The following is a 23,068-nucleotide window of genomic DNA, read 5'->3' as shown; positions in this document are numbered from 1 at the left end:
CGGCGTCTAGTTCCGGGATGGCGGGCGTTTGCCGCGCTCGACCAGCAGCGGCACCGCGATGTCCGGTTCGTCGGTAATGAAACCGTCCACGCCCATGTCCAGCAGCCTGCGCATGTCCGCCGGTTTGTTGACCGTCCAGGGCAACACTGCCAGGTTCAGCCGATGGGCCTGGTCGACATCCGCCGCGGTGATGCCTCCATAGGCGGGCGACCAGATGTCGCAACCGGCGTCGGCCGCCATGGCCGGAACGGAATCGAAGCGGGCAAGCTGCCGGCCCATGGTCCAGGCAATGTCCCTGACCGTCTGCGGACTGGTCAGGCATGACCTCGCGACATCTGGCGCCTGGTAACGCATCGCGGCCAGCGTGCGCCAGTCGAAGCTTTGCACGGTGACACGCCTTTCCATCGATTCGTCGCGCAACACCTTCAGCAGCAGCGAGACGACCTGTTCGGGCGGCGGGCTGAGTTCCGGGTGGTAGGGGTCGGACTTGACCTCGATGTTCAGCCGCACACGGGTTTCGTTCTTCTCGCGCAGTTGCCGCAGCAGGCTGGCAAGGGTAGGAATGCGCTGGCCGTCGTGCGCGGCCTGGCGGGGAAACCCGCTGCCGTAACGGCTTGCCGGATTGAGCCGGCCGACGTCGTATTCGGACAGCACCGACAAGGGGATGCTGCGGATAGAAGGACCGGCGTCGGTCAGCCAGTGCCCGCTCGCGTCGCGGGTGATGGCGGGATTGAGGCGCAGGTCGTGCGACACCACCACCACGTCGTCGGATGTGACTGCGACATCCAGTTCGAGCGTGTCAACACCGACTTCGAGCGCCTTGAAGAAGGCTGCAACGGTGTTCTCCGGCGCCAGTCCGCGCGCACCACGGTGGCCTTGCAGGTCGAAGGCGAACGCGGGCAGGGCGATGGTCGCGAGTCCCAGCAGACCGACCGTGGCGTTAATCCAAAAACCGCTGTTGCGCATGTTCATTTTTGTCGGCGAGGTAATTTGAAACGATCCCCGATCTGGTATTTTTATGGATTGTCAGCCGGGTTCCTGTGTCGAGAATTTAAAACTGTACGAAAGACGACTTCGCGTGGAACTGGACGGTGCCCTGAAAAAAATCCCGGTCGCGCAGGTGCGGCAGGGCATGTATTTGCACCGCCTCGACGGATCCTGGCTGAAGACACCCTTCTGGCGGCGCGCCTTCGTGCTGGAGGACCCGGCCGATCTGCAATCGCTGCGTGGCAGCGGCATCCAGGAAGTGTGGATCGACGTGTCGCGCGGCCTGGACGTGGCGATCGAAATGCCGGATGCGGCAGCAGCAGCGGCGGCTCCGGGCGCTGCCCGTGCGCCGGCCGAGCCCGCCGCCCGGGTGGCTCCGGCAGTCATCGTGCGCGACACACGGGTTCCCCTGCATGAAGAGGTAGCCCGCGCCCGCCAGATCTGTGCGCAGGGCCGTGAGCGGGTGGTCTCGATGTTCGCCGAGATCCGCATGGGCCAGGCGATCGACGTCGATGGCGCTATCCCGCTGGTGGACGAGATCGCTTCTTCGGTGGCACGCAATCCCGGCGCTCTTATCGGCATGGCGCGCCTGAAAAGCCGCGACGACTACACCTACATGCATTCGGTCGCGGTGTGCGGCCTGATGGTGGCCCTGGGCACCCGCATGGGCCTGCCGGCCGACCAGGTGCGCGAAGCCGGGCTGGGCGGCCTGGTGCACGACATGGGCAAGGCCTTGATCCCGCTGGAAATCCTCAACAAGCCCGGAACGCTGACCGAAGGCGAATTCGCCCTGATGAAGACACATGCCGAGAAGGGCTGGCAGCTGCTGAAGGACGGCAAGGCTGCGAGTGCGGCAGTCAAATCCGTGGCCCTGAGCCACCACGAGCGTTTCGACGGGTCCGGTTATCCGCAGCGGCTGGCCGGCGAGGCCATCAGCCTGTATGCCCGCATGGGCGCCATCGCCGATGTCTATGACGCGATCACATCGCAGCGACCCTACAAGCCGGCATGGGACCCCGCGCATGCGGTGCGGCAGATGGCGCGCTGGAAGGGCCATTTCGACCCGACCATCTTCCAGGCCTTCATCCGCAGCCTGGGCATCTATCCCGTCGGTTCGCTGGTGCGCCTCGAGTCGGGATTCCTGGCGGTAGTCTGCGAACAGCATGCCGACGCGCTGCTGACGCCGGTCGTGAAGGCTTTCTTCCGCTTGCAGAGCGACGAACGCATCGTCCCGCGCCGCATCGACCTGCGCGCCACCGCCGGCATCGACCGGGTGGTGGCGGTGGAGGACCCCGAACAGTGGAAGTTCGCAGGCCTGAACGAACTCTGGACCGAGGCCGAGCCGGTGGCCTGAACGGTCAGAGGCGCTGCAGCCGTTCGAGTGCGGCGATCAGCGTTTCTTCCTTTTTTGCGAAGCAGAAACGCACCACTTTCTGGTCGAACCCGTCGCCGTAGAACGCCGACATGGGGATTGCGGCGACACCGTGCTGGCGCGTCAGCCACTGGCAGAAATCGGCCTCGCTCAGATCGCTGACCTGCGAGATGTCCACACACTGGAAATAGGTGCCTTCGCACGGCAGCAGCCGGAAACGGGTGTTTGCCAGGCCGTTGCGGAGGAACGCGCGTTTCTGGCGATAGAAGGCGGCCAGGTCGCGGTACGGCGTCGGGTCCTGCAGGTATTCGGCCAGGCCTGCCTGCATCGGCGTGTTCACCGAGAACACGTTGAACTGGTGCACCTTGCGGAACTCGGCCATCAGCGATGCCGGGGCGACCACGGTGCCGACTTTCCAGCCGGTCACATGGAAGGTCTTGCCGAAGCTCGACACCACGAAACTTCGCGCCGCCAGTCCCTCGAAACGCGAGGCGCTTTCGTGCGGCGCATCGAAGGCCATGTGTTCGTAGACCTCGTCGCTGATGACCACTGCATCGGTCGGTGCCAGCAGGGCCTGCAGCTGCAGCATCTCGTCGCGGGTCCATACGGTGGCGCTAGGGTTGTGCGGGCTGTTGACGATGATGGCGGCGGTGCGCGGCGACAGAGCGGCGGCGATCAGGGCGAAGTCGGGGCGGAAACTGCCGGGCGTCAGCGGCACCCTGACAGCAGTGCCGCCGGCCATCACGATGCCGGGCACATAGCTGTCGTAGCAGGGGTCCAGCACGATGACTTCGTCGCCCGGATGCACCACGGCCAGCAATGCAGTCAGGATGGCCTGCGTGGCGCCTGCGGTGATGGTGATCTCGGCGGCCGGGTCGTAGCGCCGGCCGTGCTCGGCCTCGATCTTGGCGGACATCACCTCGCGCAAGGCCGCCATGCCGGCCATCGGCGCATATTGGTTGGCGCCGTTGCGCATGGCGTGGTCGACGGCGTCGAGCAGGCGTGGGTCGCAGTCGAAATCCGGAAATCCCTGGCCGAGGTTCACCGCCCTGGTCTCGGCGGCGAGGGCCGACATCACCGTGAAGATGGTGGTGCCCACGGCGGGCAGCCGGCTGGCGGGTGCCGGTGTACGCGGAACGAGGCGCGGGTTGGTGGTCGAAAGCTCAGAGTTCATGGTCGTGGAAATGGCCCGACAGGGCCTTGGCAATCAGGTCGCGACTCAGCCGGTCGCTCAACAGTTCGGCAAATTTGAAGACGAAGTTGCGCAAATAGGCGCTGCGCTTGAACGCCACGCGGGCCACGTTTTGCCCGAACAGGTGACCGACCGGCCGCACCACCAGATCGGTGGCGTCGCTGCTCAGGCCGTCGTTGCGCACGGCCATCTCGGCCACGATGCCGATGCCCAGCCCCAGACGGACATAGGTCTTGATGACATCCGAATCGATGGCTTCCAGGGCGATGCGCGGCGTCAGCTTCTTGGTGGCGAATGCCTGGTCGATGCGGGTGCGGCCGGTGAAGGACGGGTGGTAGGTGACGATGGGTTCACGCGCGAGTTCTTCCAGCGTCACCAGCTCGACCGAGGCCAGCGGATGGCCGGGCGGCACCACCAGCACATGTTCCCACTGATAGCAGGGCAGGGTGACCAGGTCTGCATAACCGGCCAGCGATTCGGTTGCGATGCCGATTTCAGCAACGTCGTCCAGCAACATGCGGGCGACCTGGTCGGGCGAGCCCTGGTGCAGGCTGACGTTGACCTTCGGGTAGGCCTCGCGCAGCCTGGCCACTGGGATCGGAAGCACGTAGCGCGCCTGCGTATGGGTGGTGGCAATGGAAAGCGTGCCGCTGTCCTGCGAGCTGAACTGTTCGCCGATACGGCGCAGGTTGCCTACCTCCCGCATGATCAGTTCGATGCTTGCCAGGACATGCTGGCCGGGTTCGGTCACCCGCTTCAGGCGTTTGCCGTGGCGCGCAAAGATTTCCACTCCCAGCTCTTCTTCCAGTTCGATGATCGCCTTCGACACCCCCGGCTGGGAGGTGTGCAGTGCCTTGGCGGCCTCGGTCAGATTGAGGTTGCGCCGAACGGCTTCCTGCACGAAGCGGAACTGATGGAGGTTCATGTTGATTACGTGATAAGAGGCCCCGCCATTATGCTTCCTGGTTGGAAGCTAATGGCTCTCGAGGGCCCGTCATCCACGGGCGATGTCGGCCAGCAGATCGAGCAGGCGGGCGTCTTCGCCTACTGCGGGAGCCAGCTCGAATTCGATGGAGGCGTACTGGCCGCGCAGTTCTTCCACGATGCGGGGAAGGTCTTCGCGTGCGTGCCGTCCGACGCCCAGAAACATCGGCACCACACGGATTCTGTCGACGCCTGCGGCTGCCAGTTCCGCGGTGGTGCGGGGCAGAAACGGCTCGGTCAGTTCCAGGTAGGCACAACGCACCATCAGGCCGGGTGAAGCGGCCTGCATGCGGCTTGCCACGGCCTCGATGGGTCGGCGCCAGGCCGGGTCACGCGAGCCGTGGCCGAACAGTACGACTGCCTTCATCGTCTCAGCACCAGCCAGCCGAACGCGGTCAGCGACAGGACGCTGTAAATGATCCCCGGCGCGGCGGCTGTCAGCCAGGGCAGCCAGTTCTGCAGGTTGCCGATGTAGCCGAAGACGTTGTTCAGCAGAAAGAAACTGATGCCGGCCATCACACCGCCGAAAACGTAGGTTGCGATGCCGCCCGAGCGGAAATGCAGGTAGGCGAAGGGCAGGGCCAGCACCACCATCACCAGGCAGGACAGCGGATAGAACACCTTTCGCCAGAATTCGATCTCGTAGCGTTGTGCCGACTGCCCGTTGGCTTCGAGGTGGCTTATGTACTGGAACAGGTCGATGGTCGGCATCTTGTCCGGCTGAAGCACGGCGGCAGCGACCATTTCGGCGCTGATCCGGGTCGGCCACGGCAGGGTTTCGGCGCTCAGTCGCTCCACCCGGACGCGTTCGTTGGCCTGGGTGTGGAATTCGCTGCGCTGCACGCCCTGCAACGTCCATTCCGCGCCGGGACCGAAGGTGGCGCCTTCGGCCTGTGTCACCGCCGAGGTAAAACCGCGGTTGTCGAAGGCATAGATGCGGATGCCCTTCATGCGTCCGTCGGACGACAGCGACTGCACGTTGACCGCGTAGGCATGTTCACCCTGGCGTTCGCGCAGCCAGGCACCGGTCTGACCGACCGTGAGGTCGCCCTGGTAACGAGCCTTCACCAGTGTCGCGGCGCGCTCGCTGAGTGGCGAGACGTAATCGCCTACCGCGAAGGTCAGCACGGCGAAAGCGATGCCGAGCGAAAGCAGCATCTGCAATGCGCGCCAGGGGCCGAGTCCGCTGGTACGCAGGATGGTGTACTCGGAACTCTGCGCCAGCCGCGCCATCACGAAGATGGTGCCGATCAGCACGGTGATGGGCAGCAGTTCGTAGAGGTGCCCCGGAATCGAAAGCGCCACGAAACCCAGGGCCTGGGTGATCTGGTATTCGGAGTTGCTGCGGCCGACCCACCGAAGTTCATCGACCAGGTCGAAGAAGAAGAACAGTGCCAGAAAACCCAGCGTGACGAAGGCAACCGCGGTCACCACGTCCAGGTAGAGGTAACGCCGGATGGTTTTCATGCCGAGGCCCCTGCGGTGGCCGGCGCCCGGCGCGGCCCGAGCAATGAACGCCAGGACCACTGCGCATGGCGCTTGGCAAGCAGGATGAGGCTCGCCGACAGCACGCCGCCGTGCATCACCAGCATCAGCGCGCCCAGGCTGAGCTTGCCGGTCAGCACCCAACCCTGGCCGAGGTTGAGCAGGTTGTAGTAAAGGATGAATGCGAACAGCGCGAACACCAGGTTGCCGCTGCGGCCGGCGCGTGGATTGACGCTGGACAGGGCGAGCGCCATCACCACGAAATTGAAAGCCGCCGCGACCAGGCCAAGACGCCAACCGAGTTCGGCGAGGTTGACGACGGTACGGTCACGAATCAGCTCGAGGGTGGAACGGGTTCGCACCGGAATTTCGTCCTGCGCGGTCTGCGCGGCATTGCCCAGCCGGTTGCCGAATTCCTTGAAGTCGCTGATCTTCAGGCCCGGTTTGCTGCTGCTGCTTTCGAGCCGCTGTCCGTCATTGAGGATGGCGAAGCGGTCTTCGCCGATGGTGGTCAGTCGGCCGCTGCGCGCCGATGTGACGACATCCTGGCCGTGGTCGCTGGCCGTGATGAACACGTTGTTGGCGGTGGCGGCGTCCGGGGTTTCCTTGTCGATGAAGAACACCCGGTTTCCGCGTGCTGATTCCTGGAACTGGCCTGGCGCGATGCGTTCCAGGTCGCCACGGCTCTGGTAGCGGTCCTTCATGTCCTGGATCTGGCTGTTGGCCCACGGCCAGACGCCGAGGGACAGCACACCCACGGCCGCGATCACCGGCCAGGAAAAACGCAGCAAGGGCCCCAGCAAGGCGCCCAGGCCGCGGCCGGCGGACATCCAGATCACCATCTCGCTGTCGCGGTACATCCGCGAAAGCGTGCCGACGATGGAAATGAAAAGGCTCAGCGCGAGGATGGTGGGAAGCTGCGACAGCACGGTAAAACCCATGACCATCAGCACATCGGACGGGCTGACGCTGCCGCGTGCGGCCTGGCCCAGCACCCGGATCAGCATGATCGTCATCACGACGGTGGCCAGGACCACCAGGGTGGCCCCGAAGCTGCGGGCCAGCTCCTTGCGCACGGAGGAATGGAATAACATCGGTTCGGAATCGAGAACAACCTGCGGATTATGGACTTTCAACTCAAGACACTGGACAGCGCAAGGGCGGCAACCGAGAAGGCCGACGCGGTCGTCCTGCTGATTTCCGAGGCGTTCGCACCGAAATCGGACGACACCCTTTCCCTCACCCTGGCCAGTGCCCGCAAGGCCGGCGATTTCGAAGCAAAGGCCGGCAAGCTTCTGAGCCTGTACCGCGTACCTGGAGTTTCCGCTTCGCGGGCGGTGTTGGCCGGTGCCGGAGACGGAAGCCCGGCGTCGGTGCGCCAGGCGGTCATGGCTGCCGTGAGCGGGCTCAAGGCGATCGTCAACGTGCGTCGCATCTGCATCGTGCTGCCGGAAGGCCTTCCGCAACCCGGGCTGGCGGTGCGCGCAGCGGTGGCGGCCGTTGCGGATGCCAGTTATGTCTACACGACCACCAAACCCAAGGCCGAGGTCCGCCGCATCGAAAAGGTGGTGATTGCCGTAGCCGATGCCAACGCAGTACGCGCGGATTTCGCGCATGCCACCGCCCAGGTCTCAGGTGTCGAGTTCGCAAAGGAATGGGGCAATCGCCCATCCAACCACGCCACGCCCACGTTGCTGGCCAATGCAGCCAGGACACTGGCCAAGTTTCCACGCATCAAGGTCGAGGTGCTGGGCCCGCGTGAGGTCGAAAAGCTGGGCATGGGTTCATTCATGTCGGTGGCCCAGGGTTCGGAAGAAGAACTGCGGTTCATCGTGCTGCGCTATGACGGCGCTGCCAGGGCGGAAGCGCCGCTGGTCCTGGTGGGCAAGGGCATCACCTTCGACACCGGCGGTATCTCCATCAAGCCGGCGGGTGAAATGGACGAGATGAAGTTCGACATGTGCGGTGCGGCCAGCGTGCTGGGCACCTTCCGCGCACTGGCCGACCTGCAGCCGGACATCAACGTGGTCGGCCTGATCCCCGCTGCCGAAAACATGCCCGACGGTCGCGCGCTGAAACCCGGTGACGTGGTCACCAGCATGAGCGGCCAGACCATCGAGGTCCTCAATACCGACGCCGAAGGCCGGCTGGTGCTGTGCGACGCGCTCACCTATGCCGAACGTTTCTCGCCGCGGGCTGTGGTCGATATCGCCACACTGACCGGTGCGTGTGTGGTGGCGCTGGGTTCGGTCCGCAGCGGGCTGTTCTCCACCGACGACGCACTGGCAACAGCACTGTCCCAGGCAGGCGATACCGCCATGGACCTTTGCTGGCGCATGCCGCTGGACGACGAATACGGCGAAGGCCTGAAGACCAATTTTGCGGACGTCGCCAACGTGGCAGGGCGTGCCGGCGGTGCGGTGACCGCAGCCAAGTTCCTGCAGCGCTTCACCAAGAAATTCGCCTGGGCGCACCTGGACATCGCCGGCAGTGCCTGGAAGGGCGGCGGTGCCAAGGGCTCGACCGGTCGTCCGGTCGGTTTGCTGCTGCAATACCTGGTGTCGCAGGTTGGGCAGGCTCCCGTCGACGTCGTGGCGCCGGTCGCCGCGAAGGTGGCTGGAAAGACCGCCGCCCGCAAGGCAGTGGCCAGGAAAGCGGTGAAGCCAGCGGCCTGAAATGACCGAAGTCGCCTTTCATTTCAACGCGCCCGACAAGGTCGCATATGTCTGCCGCCTGCTGCGCAAGGCGATGGGCGGCGGTTCGCGCCTGGTGGTCCTGGGCGACGACGAAACGCTGGACCTGCTCGACCGGGCGTTGTGGAACATGGCGCCGCACGAATTCCTGGCGCACTGCCGCGCAGACGCTCCCGAATTCGTGCGGGTTGCATCACCCATCGTCCTCACATCCACTCCCCAGGGCGCGCCGCACCAGCAGGTGCTGGTGAACCTGGGCGAGGGCGTGCCCACTGGCTTCGGCAGCTTCGAACGTCTGATCGAGGTCGTGGGCCGGGACGATGCCGAGGACCGTCGGCGTGCCCGGCTTCGCTGGAAACACTACGCCGACCGGGGATACAACATCACCCGTCACGACCTCGCACTGCGTTCCTGAAACGCCCCGTCGATGCCGCCAGACCTGCCCCGTTTCGTTCCCACGCTGACGGACATCGTGGAGGTTCCGGCTGCACCCCCGCCATCGGTGCCACCACCGGCGGCGCCGCCGGCGATGACCTCTCCCGCCGCGGAAACCCAGGCCGAAATACGCGGGGAGAGCCGCGCTGCCGACGACCTGGCGGAGCAGGTAGCACACCGTGTGCTCCAGCGTGTCGATGCCGTGCTGGCCGAGCGTTTGGCCGAGGCCATCCGGCAAGTGGTCGAACAGCACACCCGGACTCTTCTGCCAGCGGTGCGCGAAGAAATCGTCATGGCCGTGCACGCGACGGTTGCGGAGGCGCTGGCAGACGAATTCCTGCAGCCGGGTGGCACAACTTCAAACTGATTGCGCTCGGTGCAGCCCCTGTATGGCGACTTGAATTCGCATGCTAGTGTCGTGTCGGTTTCAGCCGGCTCGGTTTTTGCGTCCGGCATTTCCCAGCCGCTCTCAGGCGGTTCAAACCATATTCGCAACTGGAGATGTTCATGCAGATGAAGTTGATCGTGATCGCTGCCGCAATGGCCGTGACGGGCAGCCAGGTGATGGCGCAGGACGTACAGGTGATCCGCATCGGGCACGTCGCCCCCATGTCGGGTGCGCAGGCGCATTTCGGGCGTGACAACGAAAACGGTGTGCTGATGGCCATCGAAGACTTGAACGCCCAGAACATCGTCATCGGCGGCAAGAAGATCAAGTGGGAAATGGTCGGCGAAGACGATGCGGCCGACCCGAAACAGGGCACGGCCGTGGCACAAAAGCTGTGCGACGCCAAGGTGGCGGGCGTGGTGGGTCACTTGAATTCGGGCACCACCATTCCGGCTTCGAAGGTCTACAACGACTGCGGCATTCCGCACGTGACGGGCGCCGCCACCAATCCGGCGCTGATGAAGCCCGGCTACAACACCACCTTCCGCATCATTGCCAACGACAACGCACTGGGTGCCGGCCTGGCCTTCTATGCCGCCGACGCGCTCAAGCTGAAGAAGTTCGCCATCATCGACGACCGCACCGCCTATGGACAGGGCGTGGCCGAAGTGTTCAAGAAAACGGCGGCGGCCAAGGGCATCCAGATCGTCGACGAACAGTTCACCACCGACAAGGCCACCGACTTCATGGCGATCCTGACCGCCGTGAAGGCAAAGGCGCCAGACGGCATCTTCTACGGCGGCATGAATTCCCAGGCAGGTCCGATGCTGCGCCAGATGGAGCAACTGGGCATGAGCAATGTGCGCATGTTCGGTGGCGACGGCATCTGTACCGAAGAGATGACCAAGCTGTCGGGCAACGCCAAGAGCCTGAACAACGTGGTGTGTGCCGAAGGTGGCGCGTCACTGGTGAAGATGCCGGGCGGCGAGGCCTGGAAGAAGCGTTACGACGCCAAATACCCCAACCAATATCAGATCTACGGCCCGTACACCTACGACGCGACCATGGTTCTGGCCGACGCCATGAAACGCGCCAACTCCTGGAACCCCAAGGTCTACATCCCGTTCCTGCTCAAGACCGACATGAAGGGCGTCACTGCCCACATCGCGTTCGAGCCTAATGGGGAACTGAAGAACCCAGCCATGACGCTCTACATCTTCAAGGATGGCAAACGCGTTCCGCTGGGCTGATTCAACCGTCTCCGGGAAGCAAAATGACCACCTGCGGGTGGTCTTTTTTTTGGTTGAGCGCACAAGCGGCGTCGGTGCGGTCCCACACCAAGGGTGGAACGAGGATTAGGCAGCACACACATACGGCGGGCGGAGCATGACTCCAACTTATCCATTGGAGCCGTCATGCTGTCCTTATCCCGCTTCTCGCACGTGATCTCTTTTCACTTCAAGGCGCATCCGCGTTTTCTGGAAGCCGCTTCCTTTGCATGGCCGCAGGCCTCATGGCACTTCATGCGCTGAATCTGGCCCGCCCGGAGGGAATCGAACCCCCATGATCGCTTTAGAAGAGCGATGTCCTATCCGTTGAACGACAGGCGGAACTCCGCATTTTACTGCGTCAGGCCCGCGGTTTTCTTCCATTCGTCGAACCATCGGATAGCGGCTTGTTCAGGTTCAGGCTCATCCATAGCATCCAGTCGGAGAATTTCGCCCAAACGGAATGCTCCGAGGTCCCGAAGCGTGTCTTCAAATTGCATGCCTCCGCCACAGAAGGTCGCGCCGTAACTGCTGTCGCCCAAGGCGATGAGGCCGTATTTCAGGCCGCCGAGATATCGTGGCGAGGAAGACAGGCTGTTCAATAGTGCTTGTCCGTCATCGGGAACGTCACCAGAGCCTGTAGTCGAGACGCACAGCAATAACACCGGGCCGTAGGGGTCGAATTCCATCCTGACGTCAGCATCGTGCATGTCGACGACTTCGACTCGAATACCATGAATTGTGGCGGCTTCCAACTGGATTGCCTCAGCCACCCGCCGGGCGGTGCCGGAGACGGTTGCGAACATGACACGCAGCGTTGTGTGTTTTTGAGGCGAAATTGGCGATGTCATGGATTCGGACACATGGGGTAACGGAGAGTCGGGAAGCGAACTTTACTGAAAGCGTGGATCGATTGCCTGCCATCGGCCTAGGACTGTACGTTTGGTGAAAGCGGACAATTGCAGAAGTTTTTCAGGATTGTGTAAAACGCACTGAAATCGAGGTTAGAATCGTAGGCTCGGAGCGTAGCGCAGCCTGGTAGCGCATCTGGTTTGGGACCAGAGGGTCGCGAGTTCGAATCCCGCCGCTCCGACCATTAAAAGTAAAACGATTTACCACCGTTTTTGGCAAGCCCCGACGTCTCACGATGTCGGGGCTTTCTTGCGTCGATCAGAGATTTGTTACGGCTATTGGTGCATTAGAAAAAATCGTTACCTAATGTTTGCCGGGTACACGACACTAGCGGCCGCGCAAAACCTCATGGTTGCCAGCAGGATCTGCTGGCGAGCCGGGAAATTTGGCGCAGACACCCATCGCCAGATCTACTGATAGAGGCTCGACCATGACGGCTCAATACTTTGTGAACATGGAAAACGCGCAGCTGTATTTCGATGCGCAGTTGCAGCGTTGCAAGGCGCCCGGCAGCGCACCGGATGCCAAGGCGCAGACGATGTATTTTGTCCGCGTCGAAGAGGGCGGTGCCTTGTTGAAAACCACCTGGGACATCGGTCTTGCCGAGTTCACTCGGTTGCAGCGAGAACGTGGACGCTTGTATCAGAAGGCTGAAGCCTGACCGTTCCGCACCATCTGGGTAATTTCCCGAAATTGACAGGAATGGGCTTAGCGGCGATGAAGCGAGGGCGTCCAACTCTCTTCATTCAAGGATAAACATGCCGATGCCAACACCTCTCGAAGAACGTTCTGTCGAATTGCATCTCGGCAGTCGTTCCGCCATTGCCACGCTGCAGCGTGGTGAAAAAGGCTGGTTTGTCGATGTGATCGCCGAGAACGACAAACCCGATATTGCGGGTGACGACCAGTTCTTTGCCGCACCGGACAGGGCGGTGGAAGCTGCCAAGGCGCTCTGGCTTTCCTGACCCCCCACGCCGTTGGCTGCCGGAAATTTAGGCACAAGCGACATCTGCACCGTCCTACACCTGCAGAACAAGCTGCCGATCAATCTGCCTGTCTCTGCAAAAACCGATGGCAAAAAGATGATCGACGGAAATGTTCACACTCATATCGAGCGCTACGGCGCACATGAGTTGCAGTGGGCCAACCGCGTCGATGCGGCGGGGAGCCGCATCGAATGGCGCATAGAGACCGATACCCAGGGGTGGGTGAGTCGCTACGGGCCAGTTTTCAACCAAGGCGTACTTTGCGGAAGCCGAGCCATTTCGGGAAATGCAGATGAACAGGCTCTGCTGCAAGAACTGCGCGCACGACTCAAAAAACTTGCCGGAACTCCGATCGAAATCGAGCCGTCAAGTCAACGCGCGGCTTGAACGATTTCCAAAAATAGCTCTATTTGAAATTTTGCGTTTAAATGACCACCAGATGTGACAACTGACGCGGACATACGTCCAACGGGGACTTTGTGATGAATCACTCTGCAAGCAGGACATCATTTGCTGGGACCGCCTATCTTCATGGTTCCGGCGGCACGGAATTCCCGTTTGCATATGAGGGGAGTTACAGTCGCCCGCTGCGGGATAGACAGGGCTGCCTGCGTTTTGGATGGACGGCAACGGTGGAGGGTGTGGAGAAACAGCCTGCACCCCGCACCACCGTCATTCATGAAGCGGATCATGAGTTGGCGCCAGGTTTCGTCGAGCAGCGCATCCAGCGTTCCATAGAAGAACATTTGTCGGCGCTGATGGCGAGAGCGCCGGTTAAAATCAGCTAACTACTTGATTTTCCTGGCGATGTTCGCACGGGGAAGGTCAAGCCTTCATCCCTGCGGTGGCCACACGGACCTGCCGTGCCATCAGCGGCCACGCACCAACGCCATAGGTTTTCCTCTTGAGTTCCGACGTTTCTTCCGCGCCCGTATTGCCCGTATTGCCCGTATCTTCGGCCTCCTTCGGCGCACTGGGTCTGCCGCCTTCAGTGCTGGCAAACCTCGATTCGCTCGGCTACCGGTCGATGACTGCCATCCAGGCGGCCAGCCTTCCCCCGGCCTTGCTCGGCAAGGACCTCATTGCACAAGCCAAGACGGGAAGCGGTAAGACGGCTGCATTTGGTCTGGCATTGTTGGCAAACCTCAATTCCCGCCGTTTTGCGGTGCAGTCGCTGATCCTTTGCCCGACACGAGAACTGGCGGACCAGGTGACGACCGAAATCCGGCGCCTCGCACGTGCGGAAGAAAACATCAAGGTTGTCACGCTGTGCGGCGGCGTGGCCATGCGCGGCCAGATTGCCAGTCTGGAACACGGCGCGCATGTGGTCGTGGGCACGCCGGGCCGGGTCATGGACCATCTGGAGCGCAACACGCTCGATCTGTCCGCGCTGAACACCCTGGTGCTGGACGAAGCCGATCGCATGCTGGACATGGGTTTCGTCGATGACATCGCGAAGGTGGCCAGTCGCTGCCCCCCGAAACGCCAGACCCTGCTTTTTTCTGCGACCTATCCGGATGGCATCGCACAGATTGCCGCTCGTTTCATGCGTGACCCGCAGCGTATCGAGGTCGCGTCGCAGCACGCCGAGGCACGCATTCGCCAGCAGTGGTTCGAGGTGCGGGAAGACGAGCGGCTGCACGCCGTTACCTTGCTGCTGGATCATTTCCGCCCGCAGAGCACGCTGGCTTTTTGCAACACCAAACAGCAATGCCGCGATGTGGTCGCGGTGCTTCAAGCGGCCGGTTTCTCTGCATTGGCTCTCTACGGTGAACTCGAACAACGCGAGCGTGACCAGGTGCTGGTGCAGTTCTCCAATCGCAGCTGTTCGGTGCTGGTGGCCACCGATGTAGCGGCCCGCGGCCTCGACATCACTCAACTCGAGGCGGTGATCAATGTCGACACCACACCGGACGCGGAAGTGCATGTACATCGCATCGGCCGTACGGGCCGCGAAGGGCAGGGCGGTGGCGAAGGCCTGGCGCTCAACCTGGCGAGCCTCGACGAAATGGGTGCGGTTGGCCGCATCGAGCAATTGCAGGGCCGGGAGTCGGACTGGCACAGTCTTTCGGAACTCACCCCTGCCAGCGGCGAACCGCTCGTTCCGCCGATGATCACCTTGCAGATCGTCGGAGGCCGCAAGGAGAAAATCCGTGCCGGCGACGTCTTGGGTGCGCTGACAGGCGACTGCGGTTATGCCAAGGAACAGGTCGGGCGTATCAATGTCAACGAGTTTTCGACCTATGTGGCACTGGACAGAAACATCGCCCACGACGCTGCACGACGTCTGTCGGCAGGCAAGGTGAAGGGGCGAAGCGTGAAGGTGCGGTTGCTGCAAGGAAAAGATTCCTGACAGTTCCGCCGGCGCGGCGACTCGTATGCTGGCGGCTTCATCACAGCTGCCAGCAACCGACCCATGAAAACCGCCGTCGATATTGCCGAAGATTTCACTGATCAGATTTTCCAGGCCCTGCTGCAAAGCGTTGCGGTCCGGGATGCGCTGCCCGATGGTGCCAGTCCGAAGCGCCGCCGCCACGTCATAGATGCAGCCGGTTTCGATGTGGACGGCAGTGTCATGTTCGACGGCGAATTCGACATCCACTATGGCGGTGATGGCGACCGGGCCGGGCACCCGGCCCTGCGGGTCGATGTCGAGGGACATCTCACCAAACTGCCGGAAGGTGACTGGGCGGTCCGGCGACTGCAGATCAAGAATCTCGAATCGGTCGACGCCTTGCGCGGACCGGACCAGCTTCCCGGCTAGCCGGCCCGCGCTTCGGATCCTGTGTTTCTCCGGTTGCGGACCGCCATCGCGGCGGCTGACAGCAGCAGGCCGGCCGTGAAATAGAGGCTGAAAAGGCCGGCCAGAAAGCCCAGGACCGTGGCGAGTACTCCGCTCAGCGCAGCCGCAACCGAACGCAGAATCGTCCCCTTGCGAGCCATTCGCCAAAACATTGCAACTGCGGTTGCGATGCCGAGGGCAAGACTGCCCAGCCACGCGACAAGCGTGTGAGAGGAAACGTCGTCGTTCAAAAGATCCCTTTGCCAGCGTGGGAACAAAAAATGATTGGCGAGCGCCCGGATCAGTCCACCGCTCACGATCACTTCTTGCGTGGTGCCCGGTTCACGCCAGCGCACCGGCTGTCCGGGGACCATGCTGCCGTCCACCCTTTCAATGGTGTCGAGGAAGAGGCCCGCCTTCACCACACGCTCGGCAATCAGCGCCACTACTTTCCGGTTGCCGGAAAACACCATGCCGAGATAGTCGTACCGCGGCTCGACGACCCAGTCGCCGTGTCTGTCGATCAGGCCTTCCTTGCCGCCCTGGCGCATGGCGGCATAACCGTTTGTACTGAACCCGCAGCCGGCGGTGAGGAAGTTGAGCCTGGGATCGAAACGCGGCGTTATCGCCATGCGGCCGGTGCGATCCACGAATCCTGCCTGCCCATGCAAATGCCACCACGGAGCCGGATAAGGGTCGTCTCCCATATTGCCGGCGAGCTTTTGGCGGATCCTCCCAGGTAAGCCGAGTCGTATCGAGCCGCCGGGAACCACGCAGGCCAGCCCTTGTGAAAACGAATACATCAAGCCGTCGAACCAGGGTACGACGACCTTGCCGTCTCGGTCTATCGCAGCGGACCTGATACCGTCCGTGACGACGGCGAGTCCTTCGCTGAACGGTAGCGCCTGGCTGAATTTTGGTTGCACGGCCCATTCACCCTTGGGGTCCAGGTAACCCATCTGGTCGCCCGCTTGGGCCCGTGCCGGGAACCGGTCGCCATCCGCGCCGCTGCCGGCAGATCCGATGAAAAAGAAACGCTGGGCCACCAGCGGCGGCGCTGCGCTACCGTCGACGCGGCAGAGTCCCCACAAGGCGGTCTCACGGTTTTGACATGCGCCGAGAATCATCGAGGTCGCCTCCGGCACCGACCCGGGTTCCGCTGTGTTCCCTGCCAGGGGCATGCAGACCGCGGCGATAGGCAGAAGCCATGGAACGACCGCCGAAAAAAGGCGGCGCGGCTGATGACAGCTTTGCATTGACTGGCGGATCCTGGCAGTTGAAAGCGCCAAGTCTAGCCAGCGTTGCGAGCGGACCCCTAAGTGGCGGCTGCAAGCAGGTTGTTTTCGGGGGTCTCACGTCCACAACAATAGGCAAACAGAAGGTCTAGTTCGGTGGTCTTGTCGAAAACAGCATTTGCCGCCAGTTCGGCACATCGGGCACGAATCGCCACGTCGGCATGGCCGGTCAGCACCACGGCGCGCTGATGGGGTTGGCGATCGCGACAACTCGCAAGCACACCGAGACCATTACCCTGGGCCAGCGTGAGGTCGATGACGGCGATGTCCCAGTCCACCTGATGATTCGTGAGCCACCGTGTGGCCTCGGGTTCGGTCGCAGCAGACGCAACGACGCGACAGTCCAGGGTTTCCTGCAACATGTCGGTCAGCGCGGTACGAACGATCCGGTTGTCTTCTACGAGAAAGATATTCAGTGCCATGAAAGGTTCTCTTGGTTCATGCCACTGTATGCACAGCAGGCGTGGAAGAAGGTGGGGGATCACTACAGCCGCCCGTAGGAAAGCAAGCTGATCGCGTGTTCATGCCATGGTCGCTCACAAACGATCCGTGTTCGTAACCGGCCGCTTCTGCGAGGCGGCGGTCGGCTTTCGTTCCTGCCACTTTTGAAACCTGAACCGGCTCCACCACCATGACCCAATGGCAAACGGCATCACTGATCGTCGGAATGATGCATGTCGCCTTGCCGCTGATCGCCTGGAATATTCTGTACCGCAAACATGACAGACGTTCGGTCGCGCTGTGGTGTTCCGGCAGCCTTTTGTTCGGGTTCGGTTTCATGCTTATTTCCTTGCGTGAAAGCCAGCCGATCTGGCTGTCCTTCACGCTCGGCGGGCCGCTGGCATTTGCCGGTTATCCGCTGCGCTGTGCGGCACTTCGCCGGGAATTGGGGCGGCGTGGTGGCGATAGTGCTTATCTGGTCCGCTGGGGGGCGGTCGTGCTGCTCTACGCTGCCTTCCAGGTGCTGATCGATGAATACCGGCTGCGGTTGGCCGTTGCGAACCTGATCCACCTTTCCGGCGCGCTGATGATGGGCTGGCTGGCCTGGCAGGTGTACCGGCGCAGCCGTTATCGAAACGCCGCACTGCTGTCCGCCACATCCGGCGTGCTGGCGACTGCTCTGGCATTGCGCTTGTTCACGGTTTCGTTGAGCGATGCCTCGGTGCTGCCGACGCTGGTCAGCATGGATTTCGGCTTGATGCTGCTGGCAGCCTTCCTGGCCGCGCTATGCGGAAACCTGGGTTACATCGGCATCGCGCTCGAGTCGGCGAACAGAAAGGAACTGCACAGCACCGCAGCGCTCGCCCGCGAACATGAGCGCCTGCTGCAGACGGAGCTGCGGGTGCGCGAGCAATCCGCCCTGCTGGAAGAGCGTGCGCGCCTGCTCGCCCAGCGTGACGAAATGCTGGGTGCACTGGCACACGAAGTACGGCAGCCGCTGAACAACGCGCTGGCAGCGCTCACCAGTGCCAGCCACGCCATCGAACATCCCGATGCCGACGGCACCGCCGCGCGTGCCGATGCCGCGGTCCGCCTGCGCCGCGCCAACTCGGTGCTGATGCAGGTCAATTCGGCGCTGGACAACACCCTGTCCGATGCCGTGCTGCTAGCCGGTCATGCGCCGGCGTCGCGACAGGATGTCGATGTCGATGTCTTGCTTGACCTGGCGCTGGGCGACATCGATCCGCAAAGCCACGGCCGTGTGCTTCGCGAGCGGGGCAGTGGAACCCGCACGGCAGCCATGAACGCCGGGTTGATGCGGCTGGCCCTGCGAAACGTCATCGCCAATGCGCTCGCCTATTCGCCTGCCGGGTCACCGGTGTTGGTGCACATCGCGGACTCGGACGAGCCACTGGCCCTGGTTTTCGAGGTCTGCGACGAAGGGCCCGGCATCGACGCCGAATTGCTGCCGCGTCTGTTCACCCGCGGGGCGCGCGGCGACCAGGTTCATAACCGGCACGGGCACGGGCTGGGGCTTTACATCGTGCGGCGCGTGATGGAACTGCACGGAGGCCAGGTTTCTGCCGAAGCCCGACCCGGCGGCGGGTTGAAGGTCCGCCTGGTCGTCCCGCAATGACACTTCAGGCGCGAACCAGCAGCGCCCTGAAGACATAGCCCTGCCGCGGCACGGACTGCAGCGGCGCCAGCATCGGGGTTGCCCGCTCGATGCGGCGGCGCAGGCGGTAAATGCTGGCATGCAGCAGGTTGTCGGTCTCGTCCGGTTCGACACGGCCCAGCTTTCGAAGTAGCTGGGTTCTGGAAACCGGCGCTCCGGCCGCATCGATGAAACACTCCAGCACGGCCCGGTCGTTGTCGCTGAGACTGATGCGGATACCGTCGGGCGCCGTCAGTTCGCTGCTGGTGTGGTCCAGTTTCCAGGTCTTGGTCTGCTCATGCGAGCCCTGCACGCGCCGCTGGACCGCGTGCACCGCCAGCGCAACCTGCTCCAGCCGCACGGGTTTGGCGAGGTACATGTCGGCGCCCGCGGTGATCGCCTGATCGAAAACATCTGGCGCCATCCGGCCGGACACCACCAGGATGCCCGCCTGTGTGCGCCGCCTCAGGATACGCAAAAGCTCAATGCCGTCGACCCCCGGCAGCATGAGGTCGACGATGTAGAAATCGAAGAAAAAGGCTTCGCGGTCGGACAGGAGGTCGCTGCTGTCGTTGAAGACCCGCACTGCCCCAGACTGGTCTTTGAGGTGGTGGGCCAGGAATTCGGAAAATTCCAGGTCGTCATCGACCAGCGCAATATTTTGAGGAAACACGCAAAACCCGCAAGAAAAACGGTGCCGCAGGTTAACCGATGAACCACGACTGCGCCGTGTAACAAGGCCTTGTTGTAAGCGCTAAATCATTACACTGACATTCAGCGATCAGAAATGATCGACAAATCATGAAATGACGAAACGGCAACGCCCACGACCACATGAAACGAGCATCCAACTGGCTGTTCATGCCGGAACGCCCCATCTCAGTCCGTCGTCCCAGCCGGCGCAACACTTCGATTGGCGGGCTGAGTTTTGCGGTGGAGATCGACGGTGAAAACATCCCGATGAGGATTTCGGAACGGGCGCTGCAGACCATATTCGCTGCCGGCCGGAGTCCGTCCACCTGGCTGGAGGCCTACCGGAAGAATGCCCGGCTGATCGATGCAAGGGCCACGGCTGTCCATCTGGACCATCCCGACAGGCCGGTCTGCCTGGACGTCGCGGATTTCTCCGGTATCACCGCCTGAAAATCTGGATCAGTGCACGACGATGGTGACGCGCCGGTTGCGGGGTTCGCTCACGTTGTTCGCGGTCTGGACCGCTAGTTCGCGTTCGCCGCGGCCATTGGCCACCACCAGCGCCTCCGAGAAGCCGACTGCGATGAACTGGCCGCGGACGATGTCGGCGCGTCGCAACGACAGGGCGTCGTTGGTATCGCTTGATCCGGTGGTGTCGGTGAAACCGGTCACCAGGATCTCGGCACCACTTCGCGCCCGTGCTTCGGCCAGCACCTTGACCATGGTCTGCTCGGATTCGCGGGTCAGTTCGGTCGTGCCGCTGCGAAAATAAACCACGAAACGCGACGCTGCCGGTGGCGCGGCACTGAACAGGGCACCGTAGGCTTTCTTGACCTTTTCTGCATCGTCGGTCGTCACCGACACTGGTTGGTCCCGCATCGCCACTGCCACCTGATAGGGTTCGCTGAGGCGAAGTTCCTCGGTGTTGCCTCCGCCACTGGCGCGCACCGTCACCGCAGATGCGGAACCGTCCGCCTGCGGCAGCAGGGTGACGCGGGTCATGGCGCGCTGCGGCGGCTTTGCGCACGAGGCAAGCAAGGCGACCAGCATCAGCACGGCCGACGATTTCAGGCGATGGCTCATCGCGCCTCTCCTGCGGGGTCGACATCGACGATGAAGTCGGTGCCGCGAATTCCGATGACGGCGGTAGGCGTTTCGATCTGCACGCCATCCACGTTGTTCTTGCGGATGAGCCCGCTGATCATCCGCATGCTTCCGCGCAGGACCATTACCGCAAGATTGCCTTGATAGGTGGTCGTGTTGAAGGCGAACGACTTCAGTTCCATGCGGCTGGACTGCCCCAGCACGATGGTCGTGCCGTCGCGCAGCACCAGGCTGACCGAACTGTCGGCGCCCGTGGTCACACGGTCGGTGCTGAAGACCGGATCTCCGGCCGCCAGCGGTCGATCAGCGCTGTTGCCGGCTGCAGCGGCTACCTTTCCGTTCGCCAGCTTGATGGTGCCGGCGCGATCGGCCGAAGCGTCCGCAGCAGGGGCGGAACTGGCGGTCTGCGCCTGCGCAGGCGCCATGCCGGCCACAACGCCGACGGAAACAAGACTGGCCATCAGGACGAGGCGAAGCGGAGGAAGGATGGCGGATGGAACCAGGAAACGAGGCGGCATGTTGGTGCAGGAACGTCGTGCGCTCTTACTTTTATCAGCGGGTTTTTGCTCAAGGTGCGTAGTGTCACCCGGAATCGCCAGGAAGCGAATTTATGGATGGCGGCGTCTCGATGCGAGATGACGCGTGCGGCGGGCCAGATTCCGTGCCCGCACGCAGCCTATGATTCCGGCTCACCGAAATTGCACCGAGAGGACCACACAATGGCAGCTGCCACCACCATTGCCCGCATCGAACGTCTTGTCTGGATACTCATCTACGGCGGAATGCTGGCTCTGATCCTCGGTCTTGCGGTCAGACACGCCGCAGCGGGCGCGGGCGGCGCACTGATGGTGGTGGGCCTCATCGTTGCCGCGGTGGGCGTGGCGCTCATTTTCGTGCGCGCGCGCATGCAACAAGACAAGAACTGAAGACAGACGAACCATGCCGACAGAACAGGAAAACATTGCCGAATGGCGCCAGATCGCCATTCCGTTCGCCCAGCACCTGGGTATCGATATCGTGCACATGGCCGACGGCCATTCGGCGCTGAGTTTCAGCCCGCGGCCGGAACACCTCAACTCCTTCGGCGTTATCCACGGGGGTGCGCAGATGACGCTGCTCGACGTCACCATGGCGGCGGCCGGGCGCAGCGTTCAGCCGGCATCCGGCATGGTCACGATCGAGATGAAGACTTCCTTCATGCGCACGGCGCGTGGTCCGGTCATGGGACGCGGCCGGCTGATGCACCGCACCCGCAGCATGGCGTTCCTGGAAGCCACCATCGAGGATGCGGACGGTCAGGTCTGCGCACACGCTACCGGTACTTTCAAGTACATGCCGCGGCCGCCGCAGGGTGACGGCGGTCCGGTCAACGACCAGCCTTCGACCGACTGAACCGGTTTTCCCGCCTGCAACCCCACGATCCAAGGAGCCGCCGATGCCCGAATTGATCCTGCACAACTACCCCAGCTCGCCTTTCTCCGAAAAGATACGGCTGGTACTGGGTTTCAAGCAGATCGCCTGGCGTTATGTCACTTCCCCGCGCATTGCTCCCAAACCGGACCTGATGGCGCTCACCGGTGGCTATCGCCGGACTCCGGTGCTGCAGATCGGGGCCGACATCTACTGCGACACCGCGCTGATGTGCGATGTCATCGAACATCTCCAGCCCGCGCCGACGCTCTATCCGGAACCCGAGAAAGGCCTGGGCCGGGTGATGTCGCAATGGGCGGACAGCACCTTGTTCTGGAGCGCCATGGCCTGGAACCTGCAGCCGGCGGCGCGGGAGCAACTGTTCGGCAGCGCGCCGCCGGAAGCCATGAAGGCATTCGTGAACGACCGGGCGGCCATGTCGCAGAACAACATGACCAGACTGCGGCCAGAAGACGCCGCCGCTGCCTACAAGTCTTATCTCCGGCGGCTTTCCGACATGCTGGACGACCGGCCGTTCCTGCTGGGCGAAACGCCCTGCATCGCCGATTTTTCTGTTTATCACCCGTTGTGGTTCACCCGCACCCGGGTGCCGGCGGTCGCGCACATCCTCGAGTTGACGCCAGCAGTACTGGACTGGATGGACCGCATGGCCATGATCGGGCATGGCGAATCGTCCGAGATGGACGTTGCCGAGGCCATCGCAGTCGCCTCCGCCGCGACGCCGCTGCCGGTGGAAGACCAGGTGTTTCAGGACGATCACGGCATTCCCCTCGGTTCATCGGTCAGCGTCGCGGCCGAAACCTTCGGTACAGAACCGACCGAAGGCGTGCTGGTGGCAGCCACACGCATGCATCTCACGCTGCGGCGTGAAGACGCACGCGCCGGCACGGTGCATGTGCATTTCCCGCGCATCGGTTATGTGCTGAAACCGCTTGCCTGACCTTTCGGGATCGGGCGGGGATTCAT

The 23,068-nt window shown here is 62.7% G+C and carries 28 protein-coding genes and 2 tRNA genes; 17 read left to right on the top strand and 13 right to left on the bottom strand.

What is annotated here, in order from left to right; translation table 11 throughout:
• Positions 1-6: 6 nt before the first annotated feature.
• Complete coding sequence (locus AC3ANW_RS10540; RefSeq protein ID WP_488345123.1) at positions 7-972, bottom strand: glycerophosphodiester phosphodiesterase; 966 nt, start codon at positions 970-972, stop codon at positions 7-9.
• A 106-nt stretch (positions 973-1,078) separates the two neighbouring features.
• On the opposite strand from AC3ANW_RS10540, the gene AC3ANW_RS10535 reads away from it, so the two are divergent.
• A complete protein-coding gene (locus AC3ANW_RS10535) occupies positions 1,079-2,341 on the top strand; it encodes an HD-GYP domain-containing protein (protein WP_488345122.1) in 1,263 nt (420 codons plus the stop codon).
• 4 nt (positions 2,342-2,345) lie between these two features.
• Here the strand turns inward: AC3ANW_RS10535 and AC3ANW_RS10530 are convergent, their stop codons facing one another.
• The 5 genes from AC3ANW_RS10530 to lptF form a co-directional block, all read right to left on the bottom strand.
• Positions 2,346-3,533 carry a pyridoxal phosphate-dependent aminotransferase gene (locus tag AC3ANW_RS10530; RefSeq protein ID WP_488345121.1) on the bottom strand — a complete coding sequence of 396 codons (1,188 nt, stop codon included), beginning with the start codon at positions 3,531-3,533 and terminating at the stop codon, positions 2,346-2,348.
• Positions 3,523-4,476, bottom strand: a complete 954-nt coding sequence (locus AC3ANW_RS10525; RefSeq protein ID WP_488345120.1) for a CysB family HTH-type transcriptional regulator — start codon at positions 4,474-4,476, stop codon at positions 3,523-3,525. The genes AC3ANW_RS10530 and AC3ANW_RS10525 overlap by 11 nt, the downstream gene beginning before the upstream one ends.
• Positions 4,477-4,545: 69 nt before the next feature.
• A complete protein-coding gene (locus tag AC3ANW_RS10520) occupies positions 4,546-4,902 on the bottom strand; it encodes a sirohydrochlorin chelatase (protein WP_488345119.1) in 357 nt (118 codons plus the stop codon).
• Positions 4,899-6,002, bottom strand: a complete 1,104-nt coding sequence (gene lptG, locus AC3ANW_RS10515) for an LPS export ABC transporter permease LptG (RefSeq protein ID WP_488345118.1) — start codon at positions 6,000-6,002, stop codon at positions 4,899-4,901. The genes AC3ANW_RS10520 and lptG overlap by 4 nt, the downstream gene beginning before the upstream one ends.
• On the bottom strand, positions 5,999-7,114 hold the full coding sequence (gene lptF, locus AC3ANW_RS10510) for an LPS export ABC transporter permease LptF (protein ID WP_488345117.1): 1,116 nt from the start codon (positions 7,112-7,114) through the stop codon (positions 5,999-6,001). The genes lptG and lptF overlap by 4 nt, the downstream gene beginning before the upstream one ends.
• Positions 7,115-7,144: 30 nt before the next feature.
• Between lptF and AC3ANW_RS10505 the strand changes: the two genes are divergently transcribed.
• The 4 genes from AC3ANW_RS10505 (at position 7,145) to AC3ANW_RS10490 (ending at position 10,786) form a co-directional block, all read left to right on the top strand.
• Positions 7,145-8,695, top strand: a complete 1,551-nt coding sequence (locus tag AC3ANW_RS10505) for a leucyl aminopeptidase (protein WP_488345116.1) — start codon at positions 7,145-7,147, stop codon at positions 8,693-8,695.
• Position 8,696: 1 nt separating this feature from the next.
• Positions 8,697-9,128: a DNA polymerase III subunit chi gene (locus tag AC3ANW_RS10500; protein WP_488345115.1), complete on the top strand. Its 432-nt coding sequence runs from the start codon at positions 8,697-8,699 to the stop codon at positions 9,126-9,128.
• A gap of 12 nt (positions 9,129-9,140) precedes the next feature.
• Positions 9,141-9,515, top strand: coding sequence for a hypothetical protein (locus tag AC3ANW_RS10495; RefSeq protein ID WP_488345114.1), 375 nt, complete (start codon positions 9,141-9,143; stop codon positions 9,513-9,515).
• 140 nt (positions 9,516-9,655) lie between these two features.
• Positions 9,656-10,786 (top strand): branched-chain amino acid ABC transporter substrate-binding protein, encoded by a 1,131-nt coding sequence (locus tag AC3ANW_RS10490; protein ID WP_488345113.1) that lies wholly within the window; start codon positions 9,656-9,658, stop codon positions 10,784-10,786.
• Positions 10,787-11,071: 285 nt separating this feature from the next.
• Here AC3ANW_RS10490 and AC3ANW_RS10485 read toward each other — a convergent pair.
• A tRNA-Arg gene (locus AC3ANW_RS10485) sits at positions 11,072-11,146 on the bottom strand.
• 11 nt (positions 11,147-11,157) lie between these two features.
• Positions 11,158-11,610, bottom strand: a complete 453-nt coding sequence (locus AC3ANW_RS10480; RefSeq protein ID WP_488345112.1) for a flavodoxin domain-containing protein — start codon at positions 11,608-11,610, stop codon at positions 11,158-11,160.
• 213 nt (positions 11,611-11,823) lie between these two features.
• Here AC3ANW_RS10480 and AC3ANW_RS10475 point away from each other — a divergent pair.
• The 7 genes from AC3ANW_RS10475 to AC3ANW_RS10445 all read left to right on the top strand — a co-directional run bounded on the left by AC3ANW_RS10475 (position 11,824) and on the right by AC3ANW_RS10445 (position 15,466).
• Positions 11,824-11,900 (top strand) — tRNA-Pro (locus tag AC3ANW_RS10475).
• A 246-nt stretch (positions 11,901-12,146) separates the two neighbouring features.
• The gene (locus AC3ANW_RS10470) at positions 12,147-12,377 is read left to right on the top strand and encodes a hypothetical protein (protein ID WP_488345111.1); all 231 of its coding nucleotides are present in this window, start codon (positions 12,147-12,149) and stop codon (positions 12,375-12,377) included.
• Between the two features lie 103 nt (positions 12,378-12,480).
• Positions 12,481-12,681 (top strand): hypothetical protein, encoded by a 201-nt coding sequence (locus tag AC3ANW_RS10465; RefSeq protein ID WP_488345110.1) that lies wholly within the window; start codon positions 12,481-12,483, stop codon positions 12,679-12,681.
• A gap of 12 nt (positions 12,682-12,693) precedes the next feature.
• On the top strand, positions 12,694-13,089 hold the full coding sequence (locus AC3ANW_RS10460; protein ID WP_488345109.1) for a hypothetical protein: 396 nt from the start codon (positions 12,694-12,696) through the stop codon (positions 13,087-13,089).
• Positions 13,090-13,184: 95 nt separating this feature from the next.
• The gene (locus AC3ANW_RS10455; RefSeq protein WP_488345108.1) at positions 13,185-13,490 is read left to right on the top strand and encodes a hypothetical protein; all 306 of its coding nucleotides are present in this window, start codon (positions 13,185-13,187) and stop codon (positions 13,488-13,490) included.
• Between the two features lie 146 nt (positions 13,491-13,636).
• Positions 13,637-15,055, top strand: coding sequence for an ATP-dependent RNA helicase DbpA (dbpA, locus tag AC3ANW_RS10450; protein ID WP_488345398.1), 1,419 nt, complete (start codon positions 13,637-13,639; stop codon positions 15,053-15,055).
• A 63-nt stretch (positions 15,056-15,118) separates the two neighbouring features.
• Positions 15,119-15,466 carry a hypothetical protein gene (locus AC3ANW_RS10445; RefSeq protein WP_488345107.1) on the top strand — a complete coding sequence of 116 codons (348 nt, stop codon included), beginning with the start codon at positions 15,119-15,121 and terminating at the stop codon, positions 15,464-15,466.
• Here the strand turns inward: AC3ANW_RS10445 and AC3ANW_RS10440 are convergent.
• Positions 15,463-16,611 carry a WG repeat-containing protein gene (locus AC3ANW_RS10440; protein ID WP_488345106.1) on the bottom strand — a complete coding sequence of 383 codons (1,149 nt, stop codon included), beginning with the start codon at positions 16,609-16,611 and terminating at the stop codon, positions 15,463-15,465. The two genes, AC3ANW_RS10445 and AC3ANW_RS10440, sit on opposite strands and share 4 nt — an antisense overlap.
• Positions 16,612-16,799: 188 nt before the next feature.
• Positions 16,800-17,201 carry a response regulator gene (locus AC3ANW_RS10435; RefSeq protein WP_488345105.1) on the bottom strand — a complete coding sequence of 134 codons (402 nt, stop codon included), beginning with the start codon at positions 17,199-17,201 and terminating at the stop codon, positions 16,800-16,802.
• Positions 17,202-17,410: 209 nt separating this feature from the next.
• Here AC3ANW_RS10435 and AC3ANW_RS10430 point away from each other — a divergent pair, with 209 nt between their 5' ends.
• Positions 17,411-18,856: a sensor histidine kinase gene (locus AC3ANW_RS10430; protein WP_488345104.1), complete on the top strand. Its 1,446-nt coding sequence runs from the start codon at positions 17,411-17,413 to the stop codon at positions 18,854-18,856.
• Positions 18,857-18,860: 4 nt separating this feature from the next.
• On the opposite strand, the gene AC3ANW_RS10425 is transcribed toward AC3ANW_RS10430, so the two are convergent.
• On the bottom strand, positions 18,861-19,547 hold the full coding sequence (locus AC3ANW_RS10425) for a response regulator transcription factor (protein WP_488345103.1): 687 nt from the start codon (positions 19,545-19,547) through the stop codon (positions 18,861-18,863).
• Between the two features lie 161 nt (positions 19,548-19,708).
• On the opposite strand from AC3ANW_RS10425, the gene AC3ANW_RS10420 reads away from it, so the two are divergent.
• A complete protein-coding gene (locus AC3ANW_RS10420) occupies positions 19,709-20,017 on the top strand; it encodes a DUF1488 family protein (RefSeq protein WP_488345102.1) in 309 nt (102 codons plus the stop codon).
• A 9-nt stretch (positions 20,018-20,026) separates the two neighbouring features.
• Here AC3ANW_RS10420 and AC3ANW_RS10415 read toward each other — a convergent pair whose 3' ends face one another.
• Entirely contained in the window at positions 20,027-20,650 is a 624-nt protein-coding gene (locus AC3ANW_RS10415) for an OmpA family protein (protein ID WP_488345101.1), read from the bottom strand.
• Positions 20,647-21,132: a FecR family protein gene (locus tag AC3ANW_RS10410; protein WP_488345100.1), complete on the bottom strand. Its 486-nt coding sequence runs from the start codon at positions 21,130-21,132 to the stop codon at positions 20,647-20,649. The genes AC3ANW_RS10415 and AC3ANW_RS10410 overlap by 4 nt, the downstream gene beginning before the upstream one ends.
• A 258-nt stretch (positions 21,133-21,390) precedes the next feature.
• Between AC3ANW_RS10410 and AC3ANW_RS10405 the strand changes: the two genes are divergently transcribed.
• The 3 genes from AC3ANW_RS10405 to AC3ANW_RS10395 are packed head-to-tail and all read left to right on the top strand — an operon-like array spanning position 21,391 to position 23,042.
• The gene (locus AC3ANW_RS10405; RefSeq protein WP_488345099.1) at positions 21,391-21,597 is read left to right on the top strand and encodes a hypothetical protein; all 207 of its coding nucleotides are present in this window, start codon (positions 21,391-21,393) and stop codon (positions 21,595-21,597) included.
• Between the two features lie 13 nt (positions 21,598-21,610).
• Complete coding sequence (locus AC3ANW_RS10400; protein WP_488345098.1) at positions 21,611-22,063, top strand: PaaI family thioesterase; 453 nt, start codon at positions 21,611-21,613, stop codon at positions 22,061-22,063.
• Between the two features lie 43 nt (positions 22,064-22,106).
• Positions 22,107-23,042 (top strand): glutathione S-transferase family protein, encoded by a 936-nt coding sequence (locus AC3ANW_RS10395; protein WP_488345097.1) that lies wholly within the window; start codon positions 22,107-22,109, stop codon positions 23,040-23,042.
• The last annotated feature ends 26 nt before the right edge of the window (positions 23,043-23,068 follow it).

Source organism: Xylophilus sp. PBN-3R (assembly GCF_057747805.1).
This window is presented reverse-complemented; position numbering and strand designations above follow the sequence as displayed.